Genomic DNA, 22,321 nt, shown 5'->3' with positions numbered 1-22,321 from the left:
CCAACAAACAAGACCGAATGCCAGGACTGGGGTGGGATATGCGCAAGGGATTGGTAGCCGGCCTTCTGGCGGTGTCGTCGATGGTGGGACTGGTCTTGGCCGGGCCACTCGGGGCGCAGGGCATCAAGGCAGCGGCGGTGGATGCCACGCGACTGCTCGCCGCGGCTTCCGAGCCGGGCAATTGGCTGACGCATGGTGGCACCTATGCCGAACAGCGCTTCGCCAATCTGACCCAGATCGACACCGGCAATGTGCAGCAGCTGGGGCTGGCGTGGAGCGCCGATCTCGACACCAACCGCGGGCAGGAAGCGACGCCGCTCATCATCGACGGGACGCTCTATACGACCACCGCCTGGTCCAAGGTGATGGCGTTCGATGCCGCCACCGGCAAGCCGAAATGGAGCTTCGACCCGGAAGTGGACAAGGGGCGGGGACAGGCGGCGTGCTGCGATGTCGTCAACCGCGGGCTCGCGGCTTTTGGCGGCATGCTGTTTCTCGGCGCGCTCGATGGCCGTTTGATCGCGCTCGATGCGGCGACGGGCAAGGTGAAATGGTCCACCCAGACTTTCGATCCGTCAAAGCCCTACACGATCACCGGCGCGCCGCGTGTGGTGAAGGGCAGGGTGCTGATCGGCAATGGCGGCGCCGAGCTGGGGGTGCGTGGCTATGTGACCGCCTATGATGCAATGACCGGCAAGAAGGCCTGGCGCTTCTATACGGTGCCCGGCAACCCCGCCGATGGGCCCGATGGCGAGGCTTCGGACAAGATCCTCGCCACGGCGCGGAGCAGCTGGGACGGGCAATATTGGCAGGCCGGCGGCGGCGGCACGGTGTGGGACGCGATCGTTTATGATGCCGAGCTCGACCGGCTGTATATCGGCGTCGGCAATGGCTCGCCGTGGAACCATCAGATCCGCTCGAACGGCAAGGGGGACAATCTGTTCCTCAGCTCGGTGGTGGCGCTGAACCCCGATACAGGCGAATATATCTGGCATTATCAGGGCACGCCGGGGGAAAGCTGGGATTTCACCCAGACGCAGCCGATCGTTCTTGCCGATCTCGCCATCGAGGGGAAGCCGCGCAAGGTGCTGATGCAGGCGCCGAAGAACGGCTATTTCTATGTGATCGATCGCGAGACCGGCAAGCTGATCTCGGCCAAGGGCTTTGTGCCGCAGAACTGGACGACAGGGGTGGACCCTGCCACCGGGCGGCCGATCGAGGCCGAAGGGGCGCGCTTCGTCAAGGATGGCGCGCTGATCACGCCCTCGGCCCTGGGGGCGCACAATTGGCACCCGATGGCGTTCAGCCCGAAGACGGGCCTTGTGTATCTGCCGGCGCAGGAGGTGCCGTTCTTCTACCAGACCGACACTGCCTACAAGCACAGGCCGGGGGTGTGGAACATCGCGGTCAACACGCTGGTCAACGCGCCGCCGAACGACCTGGCGGCGCGCAAGGCGATCCGCGCCAGCCTCAAGGGCCAGCTGCTGGCATGGGACCCGGTGGCCCAGAAGGAAGTGTGGCGCGCGCAATATGACGGACCGTGGAACGGCGGCGCGCTGGCGACGGCGGGCAACCTCGTCTTCCAGGGGAATGCGCGCGGGCAGTTCCAGGCGTTCAATGCCGCCGATGGCACGAAGCTGTGGAGCTTCGATGCGCAGACCGGGGTGGTGGCGGGGCCGGTGAGCTATACGGTGGGCGACACGCAATATGTGGCTGTGATGGCGGGCTATGGCGGCGCCTATGCGCTGGCGATCGGTGTGGATGACGACAAGCGCCGCGGTGCGCCCAATGGTCGGCTGCTGGTGTTCAAGCTCGGCGGCAAGGCCCAGTTGCCGGCGGCGGACGTGATCAAGCTGCCGCCCGCCAATATCGTTGCCGATGCCTTCACGCCGACACAGATTGCCGAGGGCGGCAGCATCTTCGAGAGCAATTGCGGCGTGTGCCATGGCGCCGGGGCGCGCTCCTCGGGGATCTTGCCCGATCTGCGGCGGGTGGCGTCGCTGGGCGAGAAGGACACCTGGAGCGCCATCGTCCATGAAGGCACGCTCGCGGGCAATGGCATGATAAGCTTCGGCAAATGGTTCACGCCAGCACAGCTTGAAGCGGTGCGCGGCTATGTGGCGGAGCAGGCCAAGGTGCTGGCGCGCGAGGAAGGGGCGATGGCCGGCGGAAAATGATCCCGCCGGCCGTGCGGCTCAGGCGATGTCGAACCGGTCGAGGTCCATTACCTTGGTCCATGCCTTGACGAACGCGCCGACGAAGTCCGCATCGGGCGAGGCATAAACTTCGGCCAGCGCGCGCAGCTGAGAGTTGGAGCCGAACACCAGATCGACACGCGTGGCGGTCCATTTCACGGCACCGGTGGCGCGGTCGCGGCCTTCATAGAGCCCGTTTTCGAGCGGGCTCCATTTCGTGCCGGAATCGAGCAGGTTGACGAGCACATCGTTGGTGAGCGTGCCCGGGCGCTCGGTCAGCACCCCGTGCGGCGCATCACCGGTGATGGCGCCGAGTGCGCGCAGGCCGCCGACGAGCACGGTCAGCTCGGGCGCCGTGAGAGTGAGCAGCTGGGCGCGGTCGATGAGCGCTTCCTCGGGCCGCATCCGAAGCTCGCCGGCGAGATGGTTGCGGAAGCCATCGACGGTCGGCTCGAGCGGGGCGAAGGAGTCCGCGTCGGTCTGCTCGTCGCTGGCATCGGTGCGGCCGGGGGTGAAGGGCACGGTGATGGTATGCCCGGCCTTTGCCGCCGCTGCTTCGACGGCGGCGGCACCAGCGAGGACGATGAGATCGGCCATCGACACCTGCTTGCCGCCGGCATGGCGTGTGTTGAAGCCGGTCTGGATGGCTGCAAGGGCGGCGAGCACTGTTGCCAGCTCCTCGGGCTGGTTGACGGCCCAATCCTTTTGCGGGGCGAGCCGGATGCGCGCACCATTGGCGCCGCCGCGCTTGTCGCTGCCGCGGAAGGTGGAGGCCGACGCCCAGGCGACGCGGACCAGCGCTGCCGTGGCAAGGCCGGTAGCAAGCACTTCGGCCTTGAGGGCGGCCACGTCGGCAGCGTCGACGAGCGGGTGCACCGCTTCAGGCACCGGATCCTGCCAGATCAGCGCTTCGGACGGCACCAGCGGGCCGAGATAGCGCGGCTTCGGCCCCATGTCGCGGTGGGTGAGCTTGAACCAGGCGCGGGCAAAGGCATCGGCGAAGGCATCGGGGTTGGCGTGGAAGTGCGCCGAGATTTCCGCATAGGCCGGGTCCATCTTCATCGCCATGTCGGCGGTGGACATCACCGGCGCGTGGCGGCGGGCCGGGTCGTGCGCATCGGGCACCAACGTGGCGGCGGCGGGATCGACGGGGGTCCATTGGTGCGCGCCGGCGGGGCTTTTCGTCAGCTGCCAATCATGGCCGAGCAGCAGGTCGAAATAACCATTGTCCCAACGGATCGGGTTGGCGGTCCAGGCACCTTCAAGGCCGCTGGTGATGGTATCGACACCGACACCGCTGCCGAAGCTGTTGATCCAGCCGAGGCCCATGGTTTCGAGATCGGCGCCTTCCGGCTCCGGCCCCACATATTGCGCGGGGTCGGCTGCACCATGCATCTTGCCGAAGGTGTGACCGCCGGCGGTGAGCGCCACCGTCTCCTCGTCGTTCATCGCCATGCGGGCGAAGGTCTCGCGGATATCGTGCGCCGAGCCGAGTGGATCGGGGGTGCCGTTGGGGCCTTCAGGATTGACATAGATGAGGCCCATCTGCACCGCACCAAGCGGTTTGGCGAGCTCACGGTCGCCCGAATAACGCTGATCTTCCAGCCACTTGCCTTCGGGGCCCCAGTAAATGTCTTCCTCGGGCTCCCACACATCGGCGCGGCCGCCGGCGAAGCCGAAGGACTTGAGACCCATCGAATCGAGCGCCACGGTGCCGGCGAGGACCATGAGATCGGCCCAGGAGAGGTTGCGGCCGTATTTGGCCTTGATCGGCCAGAGCAGGCGGCGCGCCTTGTCCAGATTGCCATTGTCCGGCCAGGAATTGAGCGGGGCGAACCTCTGGCTGCCCGAGCCGGCGCCGCCGCGGCCATCGCTGATCCGGTAGGTGCCCGCACTATGCCACGCCATGCGGATGAAGAACGGGCCGTAGTGACCATAATCGGCGGGCCACCACGCCTGCGAGTCGGTCATCAACGCGTGGAGATCGGCGACGACGGCGTGGAGATCGAGCGCTTCGAAGGCCTTGGCATAATCGAAATCGGCGCCGAGCGGATCGGCCGCCGGCGGGTTCTGGTGGAGCATCTTGAGATTGAGCGCCTTTGGCCACCAGTCGCGATTGTTCATCTGCAGCACTTTGGCTTCGCTGCGATCGCCGTGCATGACCGGGCATTTTGCTTCTGCGTTCATGGGATTTCCCCTTTCTCCGGCAGCGCGCGTGCGGCGCTGCTTCCTGACTGGGGGAACCATAGAGATGCCGCACTGATTGGCAAAACGATCAATTTGCGTCGCGGTAATCGGTTTACTTAATCAGCGGTGGATTTCAATGCGAGCGGGTGAGCTCGCGCATCGCGCGGTCGAGGCCTTCGAGCGAGAGCGGATACATGCGGTCTTCCATGATCTGGCGGATCATCTGGATTGACTGGCTGTGACTCCAGTTCTTTTCGGGGATGGGGTTGAGCCAGGCGGCGGAGCGGTAGATGTCGAGCATCCGGCCGAGCCAGGCCTCGCCGGGCTCCTCGTTCCAATGCTCGACGCTGCCGCCGGCATAGTTGATCTCATAGGGGCTCATCGAGGCATCGCCGACGAACACCAGCTTGTAATCATGCGGGAATTTGTGGAGCAGCTCCATGACTGGCGTGCGCTCGCTCCAGCGGCGCTTGTTGTCCTTCCACAGTGCCTCATAGGGGCAATTGTGGAAGTAGAAGAATTCGAGATGCTTGAATTCGCTGCGGGCCGCCGAGAACAGCTCCTCACAGACCTTGATATGCGGGTCCATCGAGCCCCCGACATCGAGCATGAGCAGCAGCTTGACGGCGTTGTGGCGCTCGGGGCGCATGACGATATCGAGCCAGCCCTGCTTGGCGGTGCCGGAAATGGTCTTGTCGAGATCGAGCTCGTCGGCCGCACCCTCGCGGGCGAAGCGGCGCAGGCGGCGGAGTGCGACCTTGATGTTGCGGGTGCCAAGCTCGACATTGTCGTCGAGGTTCCTGAACTCGCGCTTGTCCCACACTTTGACGGCGGAGTTCTTGCGGTTCTTGTCCTGGCCGATGCGCACGCCCTCGGGGTGCGAGCCATTGGCGCCGAAGGGGCTCTTGCCGCCGGTGCCGATCCATTTGTTGCCGCCTTCGTGGCGCTCCTTCTGTTCCTTGAGGCGCTCGGCCAGCGTCTCCATCAGCTTGTCCCAGCCCAGCTTTTCGAGCTCGGCCATTTCCTCCGCGCTGAGGTTCAACTCGGCGATCGCGCGCAGCCACTCGGCGGGGATCTCGGCGGTGCCCGTTTCGGTGCTCGTCTCGAGGCCCTTGAAAACCTTGCCGAAAACCAGATCGAAACGATCGAGCAGCGCCTCATCCTTCACATAGACGGCGCGGGCGAGATAATAGAAATCGGTGATCGACCAATCGATGACATCGGCCTTGAGCGCCTCGAGGAGCATCAGATGCTCCTTCATCGACGCGGGGATCTTTGCCGCGCGCAGCTCTTCGAGAAAGGTCAGGAACATGGGGTCCAGCCTATGCGCGGTGCGGCCCTGTCACAAGTGCTGCTTTGCGTGTTGGGCGACAGCGCCCATCGTCATTTTGAAGAGGGAGAGATGCGATGGATTGGGCGAGCGGCAAACATGTGCTGGTGACCGGCGGCAGCCAGGGGATCGGCCATGCGACGGCGCGGGCGTTCCGCGATGCGGGGGCTGAGGTGGTGGTGACGGGGACGCGCGCCAGCTTTGCCGATTATGACGAGCCGCTGGAGGGAGTGCGCTACATCGCGGCGGACCTGACCGCGCCGGCGGGGCGCGCGGCGCTGGCAGGGGAGATTGTGGCGCTCGATGTGCTGGTCAACAATGCAGGGGGCGGGAGTGCGCGCGAATATGAGCAGGACGAGTTCGAGCGGATCATCGACCTCAATCTGAACAGCGTGATGGACCTTTCCGTGCGGCTGCACCCGCTGCTGAAGGCGGGGCAGGGGAGCATCGTCAATGTGGGGTCGCTGGCGAGCTTCCTGGCGCTGAAGGAGACGCCGGCCTACACCGCGAGCAAGGCAGGGCTGCTGGGGCTCACGCGGGCGCTGGCGGACAAATGGTCGCCCGATGGCGTGCGGGTCAACCTTGTGGCACCGGGCTTCATCGCGACGCGGATGACGGCGCGGGCGCGGGTCGACGAGAACTATGAGGCGCGGCTGCTGAAAAGTGTCCCGATGCGCCGCTGGGGAACGCCGGACGAGGTGGCGGGGCCGATCCTGTTTCTGGCATCACCGGCGGCAGCGTATATCACCGGGCAGAGCCTGGCGATCGACGGGGGGTTGATGCTGCGCTAGCCATTCCCCCGCCGCGACATGAACGCCAGCCTCTCGAACAGCATCACATCGGCCTCGTTCTTGAGCAGCGCGCCGTGGAGGGGGGGGATGAGGCTCTTGGTGTCGCGATTGCGCAGGACTTCGATGGGCAGGTCCTCGTGCATGAGGAGCTTGAGCCAGTCGAGCAACTCCGAGGTGCTTGGCTTTTTCTTCATGCCGGGCACTTCGCGGATATCGAAGAAGATGTTGAGGGCTTCGCTGACGAGGCTGCGCTGGATATCGGGGTGGTGGACGCGGACGATGGCTTCCATCGTCTCGCGATCGGGGAATTTGATGTAGTGGAAGAAGCAACGGCGCAGGAAGGCGTCGGGCAGCTCCTTTTCGTTGTTCGAAGTGATGATGACGATGGGGCGGGTGACGGCCTTCACGCGCTCGCCGGTCTCGTAGACGTCAAACTCCATGCGATCGAGCTCGGTGAGAAGATCGTTGGGGAATTCGATATCGGCCTTGTCGATCTCGTCAATGAGCAGCACCGGCAGCTGGGGTGCGGTGAACGCCTCCCACATCTTGCCGCGGCGGATATAGTTGTTGATGTCCGACACGCGCGGATCGCCAAGCTGGCTGTCCCGCAGCCGGCTGACGGCATCGTACTCATAAAGGCCCTGCTGGGCGCGGGTGGTCGACTTGACGTTCCACTCGATGAGCGGCGCATCGAAGGCATCGGCGATTTGCTGCGCCAGCACGGTCTTGCCGGTGCCGGGCTCGCCCTTGACGAGGAGCGGCCGGCGCAGCGTGACGGCGGCGTTGACCGCGACTTTCAGATCATCGGTGGCAACATAGCCGCTGGTGCCGGTAAAGCGCATTCGTTGGGCCTTTCAGATCGAACAAGCCCACGCTAGCGGCGGACCTGCGCTCCGGCAACCTAACGATAGGCGTAAACGACTTCGCTCTTTTCGCCGCCCGAGAAGCCGAACATCGAGCCCTGCGAATCATTCTGCTGCGCAACCAGCCTGGGCTGGCCCTGGGCATCGAGCTTGTAATCATTGACCTGCTCGAATTCGGTGACCTTGATGAGCATGTTGAGCCTGAAGCTCTCGCGGTTCAGCACGCGCAGTTGCGCAACCCAGGGCATCCCGGCGCGCAGGCCAAGAACGGCTTCGGCCTGAAGATGCGCCGAAATGTCCTTGCCATCGGCAATCACCGAGCCGGCCGGCAGCACGGGCACCATCAGCACCGTACGGCCATCGGAATCGACCCTGCGCTCGGTGGCGGCGGCCACGATGCGCGCCAGTTCATGATAGCCGGGTACGCTCGCCGATCGTGCCGCCCTGGCGCGTTCGGCAGACGAGGGGGGTTGGTCGTCGATGCTCACCAGCGTCCACCGAGCTCCATCCCAACGCTCCACGCGGACCTGGCGTGTGGTGCTGCCGCCGCCCGTGCGGACGAGGCGGGTCACACGATCGAACGACACGGTCGCGGGCGACTGGGCTCCGGCTGCGGCGACGATGGCATCGCGCAGCGGATCACGGCCATCGACGACCGCAACGGGCAGGCTGGCTGCGGTAAGCAGCACTGCCAGTGCCGGAAGAACAAGGAGTCTCACATGCGACTCATAACATTGTGCAGCGCGGCGACAAGTTGTGAGTTGGTGACAACACCAATCGACGGCTGGACGTGGCGACGCAGCAACACCGGCGGGCCGGTTCAAACGCCGTTTGCCGCGCCCCCGAGGCCGGCGAGCGCGGTCGCATGACCGGGGCGCGATAGAAGTGCGCGGCGGAAGTCTGCGCGGGCGCCGGCGGTGTCGCCAAGCCGCATCCTGAGCTCGCCGGCGAGCACGGCAACGGGTGTGGCCCAGAGCGGCGGCTCGAAATAGCCCAGCCCGCTCTCGATCGCTTCCGCCGCGCGGTATTGGCGCAGCGCCTCCTGTGGCTGGCCCTCGGCCTCGGCGATGCGGGCGCGTGCCACGGTATCGGCAAGAGCGGCGACAGCGCGCTCGGCATCGCTGGCACCGGCGGTCTCGTCGCGGAGCATGCGCAACGCTGCCAGCTCGGAATGCGCGGCGGCGGGGTTGCCGAGCCGGGCATGGGCTTCGGCGCGCGCTCCGTGCCAGGCGATGCGCAGTCGCTTCATCGCCGGGGCCGGGGCGGGGAGGGCGAGAAACTGTTCCGGAGTGAGGAAACGCGCGCGGGCCTGGAGGGCTGTCACTTGCTGCCCCTGGCCGCGCGCCGAAGCGCCGGCGGGGAGCGAGGCCTCCAGCGCATCGGCGGCGGCAAGGGCTGTCTCGCGGTCCCCGATCTGGGTGGCAGCCGAGGCGAGGAAGTGGCTGTGGTGGCGGAAATAGCCGTAATGGCGGGGCTCGCCGCCGGTGGCGCGGGCATACGCCTCGTCGGCGGCGATGGCGGCCTTGTTGGCGGCGATGGCATCGGTGAAGCGGCCGAGCCGGTACCAGCTATGGCTCGGCATGTGCACCATGTGCGGTGCTGCGGGCGCGAGGCCGCCGAGTCGCGCGGCGCCGGCGGCAGCGCGTTCGGGGGCGGCGGAGGCTTCGGTCAGGTGGATGAGCAGATGGATCGCCTGCGGGTCGTTCGGGGTCCGCGCCAGCACGGTTTCGACGAGGCGAAGCGCATCGCCGGCGCGGCCCTTGGGGGTGCGGCCGCCGGCCTGCCAGTAATCCCAGGGCTGGGCATCCATGATGGCCTCGGCGGCATGGACGGCGACGAAATCATCGTCGGGGAATTGGGCTGCGAGCCGCAGCATGGTGTCGGCATAGCGATTGCCATGGACACCGTTCTGGCGGCCGCCGGGAGCGTAGCGCATCCACAAGGCATCGAGCAGCGCGCGATCGCGTGGGGCCAGGACCGCGGAATCCTTGAGCGCGCTGCCCACGAGCGCGCGCGCCTCGGCAATGGTGGCGGCGTCGATCGGGCCCGAGTTGATATAGGGGCCGAGCGCCAGCGCCTCGCCCCAGCGGCACATCACGCATGCCGGATCGAGGCGGCGCGCTTCGCGGAAACTGGCCAGCGCTTCGTCATAGTCAAAGCCGAGGAGCTGGCCGAGGCCCTGGTCGAAGAAGTTCTGCGCGGTGCCGTTGGCGGTGACGGGCAGGTGCGCCGGGGTGAGGCCGGGCACCAGCACCATAGCGCCCCGCGAGGCTTCGGCGCGGGCTCCGGTGCCTTCCCCCGGAACTTCAGGCGGCGCACAGGCCGTGGCGCGCAGCGCGGCTTGCAGCGCCGCGTCCACCGCCGGCGGACCGCCGGGAGCAGAGGTGAACGCCGTCAAGCCGAGGAGGAGGACAAGCCTTGTCGCCATGGCGGCAAGTGTGGCGCAAGCCCCCTCTGCGTGCAACCTCAGGTGTCGAGGAAGCTGCGCATCTTGCGGCTGCGTGACGGGTGCTTGAGCTTGCGCAGCGCCTTGGCCTCGATCTGCCGGATGCGCTCGCGGGTGACGGAGAATTGCTGGCCGACCTCCTCGAGCGTGTGATCGGTGTTCATGCCGATGCCGAAGCGCATGCGCAGCACGCGCTCCTCACGCGGGGTGAGCGAGGCCAGCACACGGGTGACGGTCTCTTTCAGGTTTGCGTGGATTGCAGCGTCGACGGGAATGACGGCATTCTTGTCCTCGATGAAATCGCCGAGGTGGCTGTCTTCCTCGTCGCCGATCGGCGTTTCGAGGCTGATCGGCTCCTTGGCGATCTTCATCACCTTGCGCACCTTTTCGAGCGGCATCGAAAGCCGCTCGGCAAGCTCCTCGGGTGTAGGCTCGCGGCCGATCTCGTGGAGGATCTGGCGCGAGGTGCGGACCAGCTTGTTGATCGTCTCGATCATGTGCACCGGAATGCGGATGGTGCGCGCCTGGTCGGCGATGCTCCGCGTGATCGCCTGGCGGATCCACCAGGTCGCATAGGTGCTGAACTTGTAGCCGCGGCGATACTCGAACTTGTCGACCGCCTTCATCAGGCCAATGTTGCCTTCCTGAATGAGATCGAGGAATTGCAGGCCGCGGTTGGTGTATTTCTTGGCGATCGAGATGACGAGGCGGAGGTTGGCTTCGACCATTTCCTTCTTGGCAATCCGGGCCTCACGCTCGCCCTTCTGCACCATGTTTGTAATGCGGCGGAACTCGCCCAGCTCGACGCCGGTGGCCTCGGCGATCTGCGCCATTTCGCGGCGGATGTCGCCGACTGTGCGCACTTCACCGGCGGCGAATGCGGCCCAGCGCTTGTCGAGCCCGGCAACCTGATCGACCCAGCCTTCGTTCAGTTCGTTGCCCGAATATTCGTCGATAAAGGCCTTGCGGTTGATCTTGTGCTTGTCGGCCAGCTTCATCATGCCCGAGCCGAGCGCCAGCAGCTTGCGGTTCTCGGTATAGAGCTGGTCGACCAGAAACTCGATCTTGCCGTTGTTGAAGTGGATCGACTGGACGCCGCGGGTCAGCTCCTCGCGGAGCTTATGGTACTTGCGCTCATCGGCGGCAGGAAAGGCATCATTGGCGCGAAATGCACCGAGACGGCTCTCCTGCAGCTTGAAGAACTTCTTGTAAGTCCCGGTAATCTCGGCAAACATCTCGATGGCCTGGGGCTTCAGCACCTCTTCCATCGCGGCCAGTGACAGCGTCTGGTCTTCATCCTCTTCCTCGGCCGCGCGCTGGGTGCGGCGCTCGGTCATCCCGTCTTCCTCATCGGGGGCGGCGGCCTCGGCTTCGGGCTCCTCGTCTTCCTTGAAGGCGACAGTGGGCAGGTCGGGGTTCTCGCCCTCCTTGCCCTCGGCTTCGGCTTCCACCGGATCCTTGGCGAGCATGGCTTCGAGATCGAGGATCTCGCGCAGCTGCATCGTGCCTTCGTTGAGGCGGTTGGACCATTCGATAATGGCGGTGAAGGTCATCGGGCTTTCGCACAGCCCGGCGATCATGGTGTTGCGGCCGGCCTCGATGCGCTTTGCGATGGCGATCTCGCCCTCGCGGCTGAGCAGCTCGACGGCGCCCATCTCGCGCAGATACATGCGCACCGGATCATCGGTGCGATCAAGCGGGGCCTTGGTGACGGTGGCGACCGGCGTTGGCCCCAGCTCGCCATCGGCGGGTTCCGGCTCGTCCTCGTCCTCGGCGGCGGCGGTTTCGCCTTCCTCGGCGCTTTCCTCATTCTCGATGATGTTGATGCCCATTTCGGAAAGCTGGGCGGTCACGTCCTCGATCTGGTCGCTGGTGATCTGGTCCTGCGGAAGCGCCTCGTTCAATTCGTCATAGGTGATGTAGCCGCGCTTCTTGGCGCGAGCGATGAGCTTCTTGATCAGCGCGCCATTGAGGTCGAGCAGCGGCGCATCGGCACCTTCTGCCTTCACATCGCCTTCCGCCGCTGCATTTGCCTTTGCCATTCGCGCCATCCTCGCCTGCACTGCACCGGCGCCTGCAGCACCGGGAAATATCAAAAGACGCCCGCCCGGGTACACCGAACGCGCGCCAACCTATGCCCTCTAGTCCTCGCGCATCGATTCCGCCAGTCGCATCATTGCCGCGTCCAACTCCTGCCTTTCGGCCACCAAGGCTTGCTGGCGCCTGAACCCGTCTTCGCTCGGCGCTTGCGCCAGTGCCGCGGTGGCCATCGCCAGCTCAGCTTCCAGGCCCGAGCGTGCCGACAACCGACCCACGACAAGTGCGAAATCACGCGCCTGCACCGACCGTTCCGGCGCCTTTGCCGAATCCGGAATGCAGAAGCTGAAGCGAAGCCGGTTGGCCCGGCAGAGCGCATCGGCTGCTTCTGCCAGACCGGCAGAGTGTAGATGGGCATCGAGGCGCCTGGCATCAAGCCCTGTCGTATGCGTTGCGGCGGCAAGCACAGCATCGCGCAGCCGGGCGGCGCGACCTGCGCCCAGCGGCAGGGCAGAAATCGCCTCGCCATGGCTGTCGGCAAGCCAGGGGTTGCGCAGCAGGCCGGCGACGACGGCGATGCTCTCCGCACTGTCCCCGCCGCCGGCGGCCTGGGCCTTGAGGGCGCTGGACACCGGCTGCGGCTGCGGGGCCCAGGCGCCGCGACCCTTGAAGGCGCCGCGCTGGGGGGCGGGAGCGGATCGGCGGCGGGCGAGATAGGCGGCATCGAAACGGGCATCGAAATCGGCGCGGTAAAGCGCGCGAACATCGGGATCGAGGATCGTCTCGGCATGCGCCTTGAGGCGCGAACGGACGGCAGCGCGGGTTTCCGGCGTGGCGGTCTCGGCGCCGGCGGTTTCGGCGAGCCAGAGCGCTTCGGCGAGGGGGCGTGCGGCGGCGAGCACCGCTTCGAACGCTGCTGGGCCGCCGCGCTTGACGAGATCATCGGGATCTTCGCCCGGTGGCAGTGTGGCGATGGCGAGCGACTTGCCGGGCTTGAGAAGCGGCAGCGCGCGCAAGGCAGCACGCACGGCGGCGCGCTGGCCGGCGCCGTCGCCGTCGAAGCAGAGGATCGGCACATCGACGAGGCGCCAGGCGAGCTCGAGCTGCGCCTCGGTCATCGCGGTGCCGAGCGGGGCCACGAGCTCGGCGATGCCCGCACCTGCCACGCCAATCACGTCCATATAGCCTTCGACGACGACCAGCCGATCGGCCTTGCGCGCGGCGGGGCCGGCGCGATCGAGATTGTAGAGCAGCCGGCCCTTGTCGAAGAGCGGGCCATCGGCAGAGTTGAGGTACTTCGGCTGCACATCGCCGCCACCCCGCGCGCCAGTGCGCGGGGACCCCGACTCGATCGCACGGCCGCCGAAGCCCACCACGCGGCCGCGCCGATCGCGGATCGGGAATATCAGCCGGCCGCGGAAGCGCTCGAAGATGCGGCCGTCATCGCCCTGGCCGAGCAGGCCGGCGGCGAGCATCGCGGCTTCTTGCGGATTGCCGAGAGCAGCCTTGAGGCCGGTGCCCGGCGCGAAGCCGAGGCCGAAGGCGGCAACAATGGCTTCGGATACGCCGCGCCGGGCGAGATAGGCGCGCGCCTCGCTCCCGGCAGGGGCGGCGAGTTGGGACCGGAACCAGTCGGCAGCGCGGCCGGCCAGAGTCTGCAGTTCTTCATTCTCGTCGGCGCGGGCCTGGGCTTGCGGCGAGGCGGCGGGCACCTCCATGCCGGCCTGGGCGGCGAGCGCCGTGACCGCGTCCATGAACGGCAGGCCTTCCTGCTCGGTGAGGAAGCGGAACACATCGCCGTGGGCGCCGCAGCCGAAGCAGTGGTAGAAGCCCTTGTCGTCGTTGACATAGAAGCTCGGCGTCTTCTCGTTGTGGAAGGGGCAGCAGCCTTTCCATTCCCGCCCGGCGCGCACCAGCTTGACCCGCCGCCCCACGACCGGGGACAGCGGCACGCGGGCGCGAAGCTCATCGAGGAACGCCGGGCTGAGGCTCATCCCCCCAGCGCTGCCTTCACCATGCCGCCGGCCTTGCCCATGTCGATCTGGCCGGCCATCCGTGCCTTCACTGCGGCCATGACGCGGCCCATGTCCTTGAGGTTGCCGGCGCCGAGTTCGAGCACCAGCGCCTGGATGGCGGCCCGCGCTTCGTCATCGCTCATCATCGCGGGCATAAAGCTTTCGATGACCGCGAGTTCGGCGGTTTCGGCGGCCGCCAGCTCGGGGCGATTGCCCTTCACATACATCTCGATCGACTCGCGGCGCTGCTTGGCCATCTTGGTGAGCACCTCGATGACGACGACATCGTCGTCGGCGGGGGCAGGGCCGGTGCGCAGCTCGATATCGCGGTTCTTGATCGCGGCCGACATGAGCCGCAACGCGCCGGTGCGGGCCGAGTCTCCCGCCTTCATCGAGGCTATAGTGGCGGCCTTTATATCGTCTCGCAGCATTGGGTGTTCCTTCGGATTCTGAACGGCCACACTAGCCTTGCCGGGCCACAAAGAATAGATTGACGCGAGGGGCGCCGGTCCCTAACTCGCTCGCCGTTTGTCCACCCGAAAGCCCGAAGGAACCGCCATGGCTGCTGCGCCAGCACCCGCCCAACCGAAAGGCGCGACCGCTGTTCTGGTGCTCGCCGATGGCGCGGTCATCTGGGGGCAGGGATTCGGTGCCGAGGGCGTGGCGGTGGGCGAAGTCTGCTTCAACACCGCGATGACCGGCTATCAGGAGGTGCTCTCCGATCCGAGCTATGCCGGGCAGATCATCACCTTCACCTTTCCGCATATCGGCAACGTCGGCTCCAACCAGGACGATGTCGAATCGCCCCACCCGCATGCGCTCGGCTGCGTGGTCCGCGAGCCGGTGACGCCGGCTGCCTCGTATCGCTCGACGCGCAATTTCGACGAGTGGATGAAGGCCTGGGGGCGGATCGGGATTTCGGGCGTCGATACCCGCGCGCTCACCAAGCGCATCCGGCTGGGCGGGGCGCCCAATGGCGTGATCGCGCACAACCGCGTCGGCAAGTTCGATATTCCGCGGCTGCAGCGCCAGGCGGGTGGTTGGCCGGGGCTGGAGGGGATGGACCTCGCCAGCGTGATCAGCTCGACCCAGAATTATGATTGGGACGAAGGGCTGTGGACGATGGCGGGTGGCTATCTCCAGCACAAGGAAAACGCCGGCGGCCCGCATGTGGTGGCGGTCGATTATGGCATGAAGCGCAACATCCTGCGCAATCTGGTGGCGGCGGGTGCGCGGGTGACGGTGGTGCCGGCGCGTGCGAGCTTCGACGAGATCATGGCGCTGAAGCCCGATGGCATCTTCCTGTCCAACGGCCCCGGTGATCCGGCGGCGACCGGCGTGCATGCAGTGCCGGTGATCCAGAGCCTGTTGAACGCCGGCAAGCCGTTGTTCGGCATCTGCCTTGGTCACCAGCTGCTCGGGCTCGCGGTGGGGGCGCGCACGATCAAGATGCAGCAGGGCCACCGCGGCGCCAACCATCCGGTGAAAAGGCTCGATGACGGGCGGGTGGAAATTACCTCGATGAACCATGGCTTCACCGTGGATACCGACACGCTGCCGGCGACGGCGCGGGCGACGCACATCTCGTTGTTCGACGGCAGCCTGGCGGGGCTGGAGCTGACCGACAAGCCGGCATTCAGCGTGCAGTATCACCCCGAGGCGAGCCCGGGTCCGCAGGACAGCCATTATCTGTTCGAGAAGTTCGTGGGCGGGCTCGGTCAGGCAGCATGATCGACCAGAAGCGCCTCGCCGAGGAACTCGCAGCAGACGAGGAAGTGCTGCTCGAGCTGGCGGCGAACGGCGATGTGGCCGAACTTTCGCGCGTGATCGATGTGCATTTCAAGGGCTCGCAGGAGGCGATCGAGACGCTGGCAGAGGATGCGGAGCGGTTGGGGTTTCGCTTCATCGATTTCGGTGAGTTCGAGGACGGTGACTGGGCGGCGGATTTTCAGGTCGATGGGCCGGTGACGCGGCCGGCGATCCGGGCGCTGATCACACGCGCGCTGGAGATCGAGATCAGCCATGATGTGGCGTTCGATGGTTGGGGCTGCCAGGCGGAGACGGGGGCGTGAGGCCTGCGGCGTTCAGCCAGTCCAGGGGTCGATCAGCGGAATCCCGATCCAGTCGAAATCGCGAGCGTTGCGGGTTGCCAGCGGAATCCTGTGTTCCTGCGCCTGGGCGGCGATCTGCATGTCGATTATCTGCGGTTGGCGCGCCTTCACTTCGGGGCGCGCTGCAATCTGGCCGTAATGGCTTGCCGATGCGCGGCCGAAGCTCAGCGTCTGCCCCCAATAGCGTGCTTCGAGGCCGGCCAGCCATGCTGACAGAGTGTGTCTTTTGGGAGCACTCGTCGCCAGCGCAATGCCGTAGTGGATTTCGGCAAGCACCAGTGTCGACAGCGCCAGATCATCGTCATGCGCTTCCAGCCAGGCCAGCACGGCGGGGTCGCCGTGTGGCTTGGTCAGTTCGCTCCAGACATTGGTATCGACCAGGATCAAAGGTCGGGGGCTTCGAGGGCGGTGTTCATGCGGGGTGGCAGGTCGAGGCCGGCGCCATTTGCGAGGCGGCGCAGCTCGGCCATCGCGTCCTTCGCGGTCATGAAGCGGATCGGGGCGTGGCGCAGATTTTCCTCGGCGCTTTCACCATCGGCGATCTGCAGCAGTGTCTGCACGAATTCCGATGCGGGTTGCTGATGGTTAAACGGCTGCGGCGCGTCGGCGAACTGCCCGGACGGTCGCGCGAGATCGGCCTCGATGACGAGGTGGCGCAGATGCTCCTCCATCGATCGGCCGTGAGCGGCGGCAACCTGCCTGAAGCGGTGCTTGGCATCTTCGGGGATGTTGCGGACTGTGAGGCTCGCCATGAAATGTCTCCAATGCAATCAATGTATGCAATGAAAGCATGAATGTCCAATGCCGAAACGCACCGATATCCAGTCCATCCTCATCATCGGCGCTGGCCCGATCATCATCGGCCAGGCCTGCGAGTTCGATTATTCGGGCACGCAGGCGGTCAAGGCGCTGAAAGCCGAGGGCTATCGAATTGTCCTGGTCAATTCCAACCCCGCCACGATCATGACCGATCCCGAGTTGGCCGATGCCACTTATGTCGAGCCGATCACGCCAGAGATCGTCGCCAAGATCATCGAGAAGGAGCGGCCCGATGCCATCCTGCCGACGATGGGCGGGCAGACGGCGCTGAACACGGCGCTGGCGCTGCACCGTGACGGCACGCTCGAAAAATATGACGTCGAGCTGATCGGCGCCGATGCCGAAGCCATCGACAAGGCCGAGGACCGGCTGAAGTTTCGCGATGCGATGGACAAGATCGGGCTGGAAAGCCCCAAGAGCCGCATTGCACACACGGTGAAGGAAGCCCTGGAAGCGCTTGAATTCGTAGGCCTGCCTTCGATCATTCGGCCGAGCTTCACGATGGGCGGCACTGGCGGCGGCATTGCGTATAACCGCGAGGAGTTCGTGCATATCGTCAGCACCGGGCTCGATGCCTCGCCGACGACCGAGGTATTGGTCGAGGAATCGGTGCTCGGCTGGAAGGAGTATGAGATGGAAGTTGTGCGCGATCGCGCCGACAATGCCATCATCATCTGCTCGATCGAGAACGTCGATCCGATGGGCGTGCACACCGGGGACAGCATCACCGTGGCGCCGGCGTTGACGCTCACCGACAAGGAATATCAGGTGATGCGCAACGCCAGCATCGCGGTGCTGCGCGAGATCGGCGTGGAAACGGGTGGCTCCAACGTGCAGTTTGCGGTCAACCCCGCCGATGGCCGGCTGGTGGTGATCGAAATGAACCCGCGGGTGTCGCGGTCGTCGGCACTTGCCTCCAAGGCCACCGGGTTTCCGATCGCCAAGGTCGCGGCGCTGCTGGCGGTGGGCTATACGCTCGATGAAATTCAGAACGACATTACCGGGGTGACGCCGGCGAGCTTCGAGCCGACGATCGACTATGTTGTGACGAAGATCCCGCGCTTTGCCTTCGAGAAGTTCAAGGGCGCCGAGCCGCTGCTGGGCACCGCCATGAAGTCGGTCGGCGAAGTGATGGCGATCGGCCGCAACTTCCAGGAGAGCGTGCAAAAGGCACTGCGTGGGCTGGAGACCGGGCTGACGGGCTTTGACGAGGTGGAGCATCTGGTCGGTGCCACGCAGGAAGAGATCGAGGCCGAGCTTTCACGCCCCACCCCCGATCGGCTGCGGGTGGCGGCACAGGCGCTGCGGGCGGGGCTGAGCGTCGAGCGGATTCACGAGATCGCCAAGTTCGAGCCCTGGTTCCTGCGGCAGATCGAGGAGCTGATCGAGGTCGAGGCCAAGGTGCGTGCCGAAGGGCTGCCCGCCGGTCCCAACGGCTTCCGCCGGCTGAAATCGAAGGGCTTTTCCGACGCGCGACTGGCGATATTGAGCGGCAGGACCGAGGCGCAGGTGGCGTTTGCGCGCCGGGCGCTCGGTGTCCGGCCGGTGTTCAAGCGCATCGACACGTGTGCAGGCGAGTTTACCGCCGCGACACCGTACATGTATTCGACCTATGAGGCGCCGAGCTTCGGCGTGCCCGAGTGCGAGTCCGAGCCCACGGCCGCCACCAAGGTGGTGATCCTGGGGGGCGGGCCGAACCGCATCGGCCAAGGGATCGAGTTTGATTATTGCTGCGTCCACGCCTGTTTCGCGCTCGGCTCGAAGCAGAATGGGGTTGGCTATGAGACGATCATGATCAACTGCAACCCGGAGACGGTCAGCACCGACTATGACACGTCGGACCGGCTGTATTTCGAGCCGCTGACGGCCGAGGATGTGCTCGAGATCCTGCACACCGAAATGCAGAACGGCACGCTGAAAGGCGTGATCGTGCAATTGGGCGGGCAGACGCCGCTCAAGCTGGCGCAGGCGCTGGAGGATGCGGGCATTCCCATTCTCGGCACCGACCCCGACAATATCGACCTGGCCGAGGACCGCGAGCGCTTTGCCGATCTGATCGACCGGCTCGGCCTGAAGCAGCCCGAGAATGGCATCGCCCGCTCGGCGGCCGAGGCGATCGAGGTGGCAACGCGGATCGGCTATCCGGTGCTGATGCGGCCGAGCTATGTGCTCGGCGGCCGGGCGATGGAGATTGTCGAGACGCAAGGGCAGCTCGAGACGTATATTCGCGAAGCGGTGGTGGTGTCGGGGGACAGCCCGGTGCTGATCGATCGCTATCTGCGCGATGCGATCGAAGTCGACGTCGATGCGATTGCCGATGCCGATACGGTGCAAGTGGCCGGGGTGCTCCAGCATATCGAGGAGGCCGGGGTGCATTCGGGCGACAGCGCCTGCTCGATCCCGCCGTACAGCCTTTCGCCCGAGATCATTGCCGAGATCGAGCGGCAGACGGCGTTGCTGGCGCGGGCGCTGAGCGTGCGCGGGCTGATGAACATCCAGTTCGCGGTGAAGGACGGGCTGGTTTATCTGATCGAGGTCAATCCGCGCGCCAGCCGCACCGTGCCGTTCACCGCCAAGGCGACCGGCATCCAGCTGGCCAAGATTGCGGCGCGCGTGATGGCGGGCGAGGCGCTTTCGAGCTTCGACTTTTCGTCGCGTGCCACCGGCAGCCACATCGCGGTGAAGGAAGCGGTGTTTCCGTTCGCGCGTTTCCCCGGGGTCGATCCGGTGCTCGGACCGGAGATGAAGTCCACCGGCGAAGTGATGGGAATCGATGTCGATTTCGCAACGGCCTTTGCCAAGTCGCAGCTCGGGGCCGGCACCAAATTGCCGGAGAGCGGCACGGTGTTCATCAGCCTCAAGGATGGCGACAAGCAGCAGATCATTCCGGCAGCGCATGATCTGGTGGCGCTGGGCTTCACGCTGATTGCGACCGAGGGCACGGCGCGGGTGCTGGAAGCGGCCGGCATTGCGGTTTCGCAGGTCAACAAGGTGGCGGAAGGGCGGCCGCATATCGTCGACAGGATCAAGGATGGCGAGGTCGCGCTGATCTTCAACACCACCGAAGGCCTGCAATCGTTGAAGGACAGCCAGTCGATCCGCGCATCGGCACTTTATGGCCGGGTTCCCTATTTCACGACAGCCGCGGCGAGCATTGCATCGGTCGCGGCAATTGGGTCGCTGAGCAGGCACCCGCTTGAAGTGCGGCCGCTCCAGTCCTATCATACACAATTCCGGGGTTGAGGTTCTACGTCTGCCATCTGGCAGCACGAAGCGCTTCAGCCCCGGTTTTTCGGCTTTGGACGGCTGTGTTGGCGGAACAGTTTTGCCTGCAACCGCCTGCTGCCGCGTTTGAAGAAAGATGAGTGAACGCCAATGGCAACGATTGAAAAGGTGCCGATGCTGGCCACTGGCCACGCCATCCTTGTGGAAACGCTGCGCCGTCTGAAGGAAGAAGAGCGTCCTGAAGTGGTCGAAGCCATCGAGGTGGCGCGCGCGCATGGCGACCTTTCGGAGAATGCCGAATATCATGCCGCCAAGGAGCGGCAGGGGCAGATCGAGAGCCAGGTGTTCGACCTGGAGGACAAGCTGGCGCGGGCGATCATCATCGATCCCACCACGCTTTCGGGCGACCGGGTGGTGTTCGGCGCCACGGTGCACCTGCTCGACGAGGACGACAAGAAGATCACCTATCAGATCGTCGGCCAGATGGAGGCTGATGCGCGGGTGGCGCGGATCAGCTTCAACTCGCCGCTCGGCCGCGCGCTGATCGGCCGCCGCGTCGGCGAGGAAGTGGAGGTCAACACTCCCTCGGGCGACCGCTACTATACGATCGAAAGCGTTGAGTTCATCTGATGACGGCGACTGGCTGGGGGCGGGGATGAAGCCCTTCAAGCCCCCCAGCCCGATGGCCACCAATGGCCTGATCCTGCTGTGTGTTGCAGTACAGGGGGCGCTGTTGATCGGCGGCAGCGGCTTCGATTCTGCTATCATCGCGCGCTATGGGCTGGTGCCGGCGCGCATCTCGGCGGTGCTGGCGGGCGTCGAACCGGCGGGCTCGCTCGGGATCGGCGTCACGCACATGTTCTTGCATTCGGGCCTTTTGCACCTCGGGCTCAACATGCTGTTTCTCGCCTGGGTCGGCCGCTATGTCGAATGGGTGACCGGCAGGATCGGGCTGATCGGGCTGTTTCTCGCCGGCGGCCTTGTCGGCGGAGCAGCCCAATGGTTTGCCGACCCTGCAAGCATGAGCCCGGTGATCGGCGCCTCGGGGGCCATCGCGGCGGTGTTCGGCGCCTATGCCATGATGTTTGCGCGTAGCCGTGCCGGCGGCCGGCGGGTCCTCGGCATCGCGGTGCCGGGAGAGTTGCTCACTGCCTTGTGGTACGCTGCAAGCTGGATCGGGCTGCAGCTGCTGATGGGCGTGGCCTTTTCGGGCGGTCTGCTCGGCGGTGGCATCGCGATCTGGACGCATATCGGCGGCTTCCTCACCGGCCTCATCCTTGCCCGTTTCTGGGGACGGGGACCGGAAATCCTGCCCTGAGCGGTGCTCGCGCTGGTCTGCCATGCCCTGTCGCCCGATCTTTCGGGGCTGACCCTCGAGCGCCACTGGCCCGAGCCGCATCCCCCCGGGCCGGGCGAAGTGACGGTTCGGATGCTCACCGTTGCGCTCAACTTTCCCGATATGCTCATGCTGCGTGGCGGCTATCAATTTCGCCCGCAATTGCCCTTCATCCCCGGCACCGAGGGGTGCGGGGTCGTGGTGGCGGCGGGGCAGGGGAGCGAGCACTGGCTTGGCCACCGGGTGATAACGGGTGCGCGGCAGGGGCTGCTTGCCGAACGCGTGACGCTGGCTGCGGCACAGGTGCGTGCCGTTCCGCCGGGGCTCGACGACCTGCAGGCGGCCGCCTTCACTGTCGGCGCGCTCACCGCCTGGGTGGGGCTGATGGTGCGAGGGCGGTTGCGGCGCGGCGAGCGGGTGCTGGTGACAGGGGCCGGCGGCGGCATGGGGCTTGCAGCCGTGGCGCTGGCTGTTGCCGAGGGCGCGCATGTGACGGCCGTTGCCTCGTCGGCGCAAAAGCTGGAGCTGGCGCGTGCAGCGGGTGCGCATGACATTGTGCAGATCGACCGCGCGGCGCCGGAAATTGCGGCAAGGGGGATCGACCTGGTATTCGATCCCGTCGGCGGCGCATTGTTCATGCCGGCATTGCGCACACTGGCGCGCGGCGGGCGCCATGCGATCATCGGCTTTACCGGCGGCCAGGCGCCTCCGCTTGCGCTCAACCGCGCGTTGCTGAAGGAGATCGAGATCATCGGCGTGCGCGCCGGCGAACATGGCCGGCAGGATCCTGCCGCAGGGGCGGCGGCCATGGCCGCCATCGACGCACGCGCGGAGGCATTGAAGCCGCATATCGGCAGCGTCTTCGCGCTTGCCGATGGCGCACAGGCGATTGCCGGCATGGCGGCCGGAGTCTTGTCCGCCAAGACGATCATCAAAATGGCGCCGAACGAAGCCAGCGCCTGACCG

General features: G+C 65.8%; 18 protein-coding genes. 8 read left to right on the top strand and 10 right to left on the bottom strand.

Annotation, left to right across the window (positions count from 1 at the left end; genetic code table 11):
- Positions 1-38: 38 nt before the first annotated feature.
- Positions 39-2,177, top strand: coding sequence for a PQQ-dependent dehydrogenase, methanol/ethanol family (locus tag FHS79_RS12735; protein WP_184200634.1), 2,139 nt, complete (start codon positions 39-41; stop codon positions 2,175-2,177).
- A gap of 18 nt (positions 2,178-2,195) precedes the next feature.
- Here FHS79_RS12735 and katG read toward each other — a convergent pair whose 3' ends face one another.
- A complete protein-coding gene (gene katG / locus FHS79_RS12730) occupies positions 2,196-4,382 on the bottom strand; it encodes a catalase/peroxidase HPI (RefSeq protein ID WP_184200631.1) in 2,187 nt (728 codons plus the stop codon).
- A 133-nt stretch (positions 4,383-4,515) separates the two neighbouring features.
- Positions 4,516-5,694, bottom strand: a complete 1,179-nt coding sequence (locus FHS79_RS12725; protein ID WP_184200628.1) for a vWA domain-containing protein — start codon at positions 5,692-5,694, stop codon at positions 4,516-4,518.
- Positions 5,695-5,789: 95 nt separating this feature from the next.
- On the opposite strand from FHS79_RS12725, the gene FHS79_RS12720 reads away from it, so the two are divergent.
- A complete protein-coding gene (locus FHS79_RS12720) occupies positions 5,790-6,503 on the top strand; it encodes an SDR family NAD(P)-dependent oxidoreductase (protein ID WP_184200625.1) in 714 nt (237 codons plus the stop codon).
- On the opposite strand, the gene FHS79_RS12715 is transcribed toward FHS79_RS12720, so the two are convergent.
- The 6 genes from FHS79_RS12715 to FHS79_RS12690 form a co-directional block, all read right to left on the bottom strand.
- The gene (locus FHS79_RS12715; RefSeq protein ID WP_184200623.1) at positions 6,500-7,345 is read right to left on the bottom strand and encodes an AAA family ATPase; all 846 of its coding nucleotides are present in this window, start codon (positions 7,343-7,345) and stop codon (positions 6,500-6,502) included. The genes FHS79_RS12720 and FHS79_RS12715 overlap by 4 nt on opposite strands.
- 59 nt (positions 7,346-7,404) lie before the next feature.
- On the bottom strand, positions 7,405-8,085 hold the full coding sequence (locus FHS79_RS12710; protein ID WP_184200619.1) for a hypothetical protein: 681 nt from the start codon (positions 8,083-8,085) through the stop codon (positions 7,405-7,407).
- A gap of 101 nt (positions 8,086-8,186) precedes the next feature.
- Positions 8,187-9,794, bottom strand: coding sequence for a tetratricopeptide repeat protein (locus tag FHS79_RS12705; RefSeq protein ID WP_184200616.1), 1,608 nt, complete (start codon positions 9,792-9,794; stop codon positions 8,187-8,189).
- Positions 9,795-9,832: 38 nt separating this feature from the next.
- Complete coding sequence (rpoD, locus tag FHS79_RS12700; RefSeq protein WP_184200613.1) at positions 9,833-11,854, bottom strand: RNA polymerase sigma factor RpoD; 2,022 nt, start codon at positions 11,852-11,854, stop codon at positions 9,833-9,835.
- A 99-nt stretch (positions 11,855-11,953) separates the two neighbouring features.
- On the bottom strand, positions 11,954-13,843 hold the full coding sequence (gene dnaG, locus FHS79_RS12695; protein WP_184200610.1) for a DNA primase: 1,890 nt from the start codon (positions 13,841-13,843) through the stop codon (positions 11,954-11,956).
- On the bottom strand, positions 13,840-14,295 hold the full coding sequence (locus FHS79_RS12690; RefSeq protein ID WP_184200608.1) for a GatB/YqeY domain-containing protein: 456 nt from the start codon (positions 14,293-14,295) through the stop codon (positions 13,840-13,842). Before FHS79_RS12690 ends, dnaG begins: the two co-directional genes overlap by 4 nt.
- Before the next feature lie 127 nt (positions 14,296-14,422).
- Between FHS79_RS12690 and carA the strand changes: the two genes are divergently transcribed.
- Both carA and FHS79_RS12680 read left to right on the top strand, forming a co-directional pair.
- On the top strand, positions 14,423-15,595 hold the full coding sequence (carA, locus tag FHS79_RS12685; protein WP_184200605.1) for a glutamine-hydrolyzing carbamoyl-phosphate synthase small subunit: 1,173 nt from the start codon (positions 14,423-14,425) through the stop codon (positions 15,593-15,595).
- Positions 15,592-15,936: a ribonuclease E inhibitor RraB gene (locus FHS79_RS12680; protein ID WP_184200603.1), complete on the top strand. Its 345-nt coding sequence runs from the start codon at positions 15,592-15,594 to the stop codon at positions 15,934-15,936. The genes carA and FHS79_RS12680 overlap by 4 nt, the downstream gene beginning before the upstream one ends.
- Positions 15,937-15,948: 12 nt before the next feature.
- On the opposite strand, the gene FHS79_RS12675 is transcribed toward FHS79_RS12680, so the two are convergent.
- Both FHS79_RS12675 and FHS79_RS12670 read right to left on the bottom strand, forming a co-directional pair.
- Positions 15,949-16,362 (bottom strand): PIN domain-containing protein, encoded by a 414-nt coding sequence (locus FHS79_RS12675; protein ID WP_184200600.1) that lies wholly within the window; start codon positions 16,360-16,362, stop codon positions 15,949-15,951.
- On the bottom strand, positions 16,359-16,727 hold the full coding sequence (locus FHS79_RS12670) for a FitA-like ribbon-helix-helix domain-containing protein (RefSeq protein WP_184200598.1): 369 nt from the start codon (positions 16,725-16,727) through the stop codon (positions 16,359-16,361). Before FHS79_RS12670 ends, FHS79_RS12675 begins: the two co-directional genes overlap by 4 nt.
- A gap of 49 nt (positions 16,728-16,776) precedes the next feature.
- On the opposite strand from FHS79_RS12670, the gene carB reads away from it, so the two are divergent.
- From carB to FHS79_RS12650, 4 genes are all read left to right on the top strand, one after another.
- Positions 16,777-20,037: a carbamoyl-phosphate synthase large subunit gene (gene carB / locus FHS79_RS12665; RefSeq protein WP_184200594.1), complete on the top strand. Its 3,261-nt coding sequence runs from the start codon at positions 16,777-16,779 to the stop codon at positions 20,035-20,037.
- A gap of 132 nt (positions 20,038-20,169) precedes the next feature.
- A complete protein-coding gene (greA, locus tag FHS79_RS12660) occupies positions 20,170-20,649 on the top strand; it encodes a transcription elongation factor GreA (protein WP_184200591.1) in 480 nt (159 codons plus the stop codon).
- The gene (locus tag FHS79_RS12655) at positions 20,636-21,337 is read left to right on the top strand and encodes a rhomboid family intramembrane serine protease (protein WP_184200588.1); all 702 of its coding nucleotides are present in this window, start codon (positions 20,636-20,638) and stop codon (positions 21,335-21,337) included. Before greA ends, FHS79_RS12655 begins: the two co-directional genes overlap by 14 nt.
- 3 nt (positions 21,338-21,340) lie before the next feature.
- Positions 21,341-22,318 (top strand): zinc-binding dehydrogenase, encoded by a 978-nt coding sequence (locus FHS79_RS12650; RefSeq protein ID WP_184200585.1) that lies wholly within the window; start codon positions 21,341-21,343, stop codon positions 22,316-22,318.
- The last annotated feature ends 3 nt before the right edge of the window (positions 22,319-22,321 follow it).

The organism is Polymorphobacter multimanifer (genome assembly GCF_014205635.1).
Lineage (GTDB): Bacteria > Pseudomonadota > Alphaproteobacteria > Sphingomonadales > Sphingomonadaceae > Sandarakinorhabdus > Sandarakinorhabdus multimanifer.
This window is presented reverse-complemented; position numbering and strand designations above follow the sequence as displayed.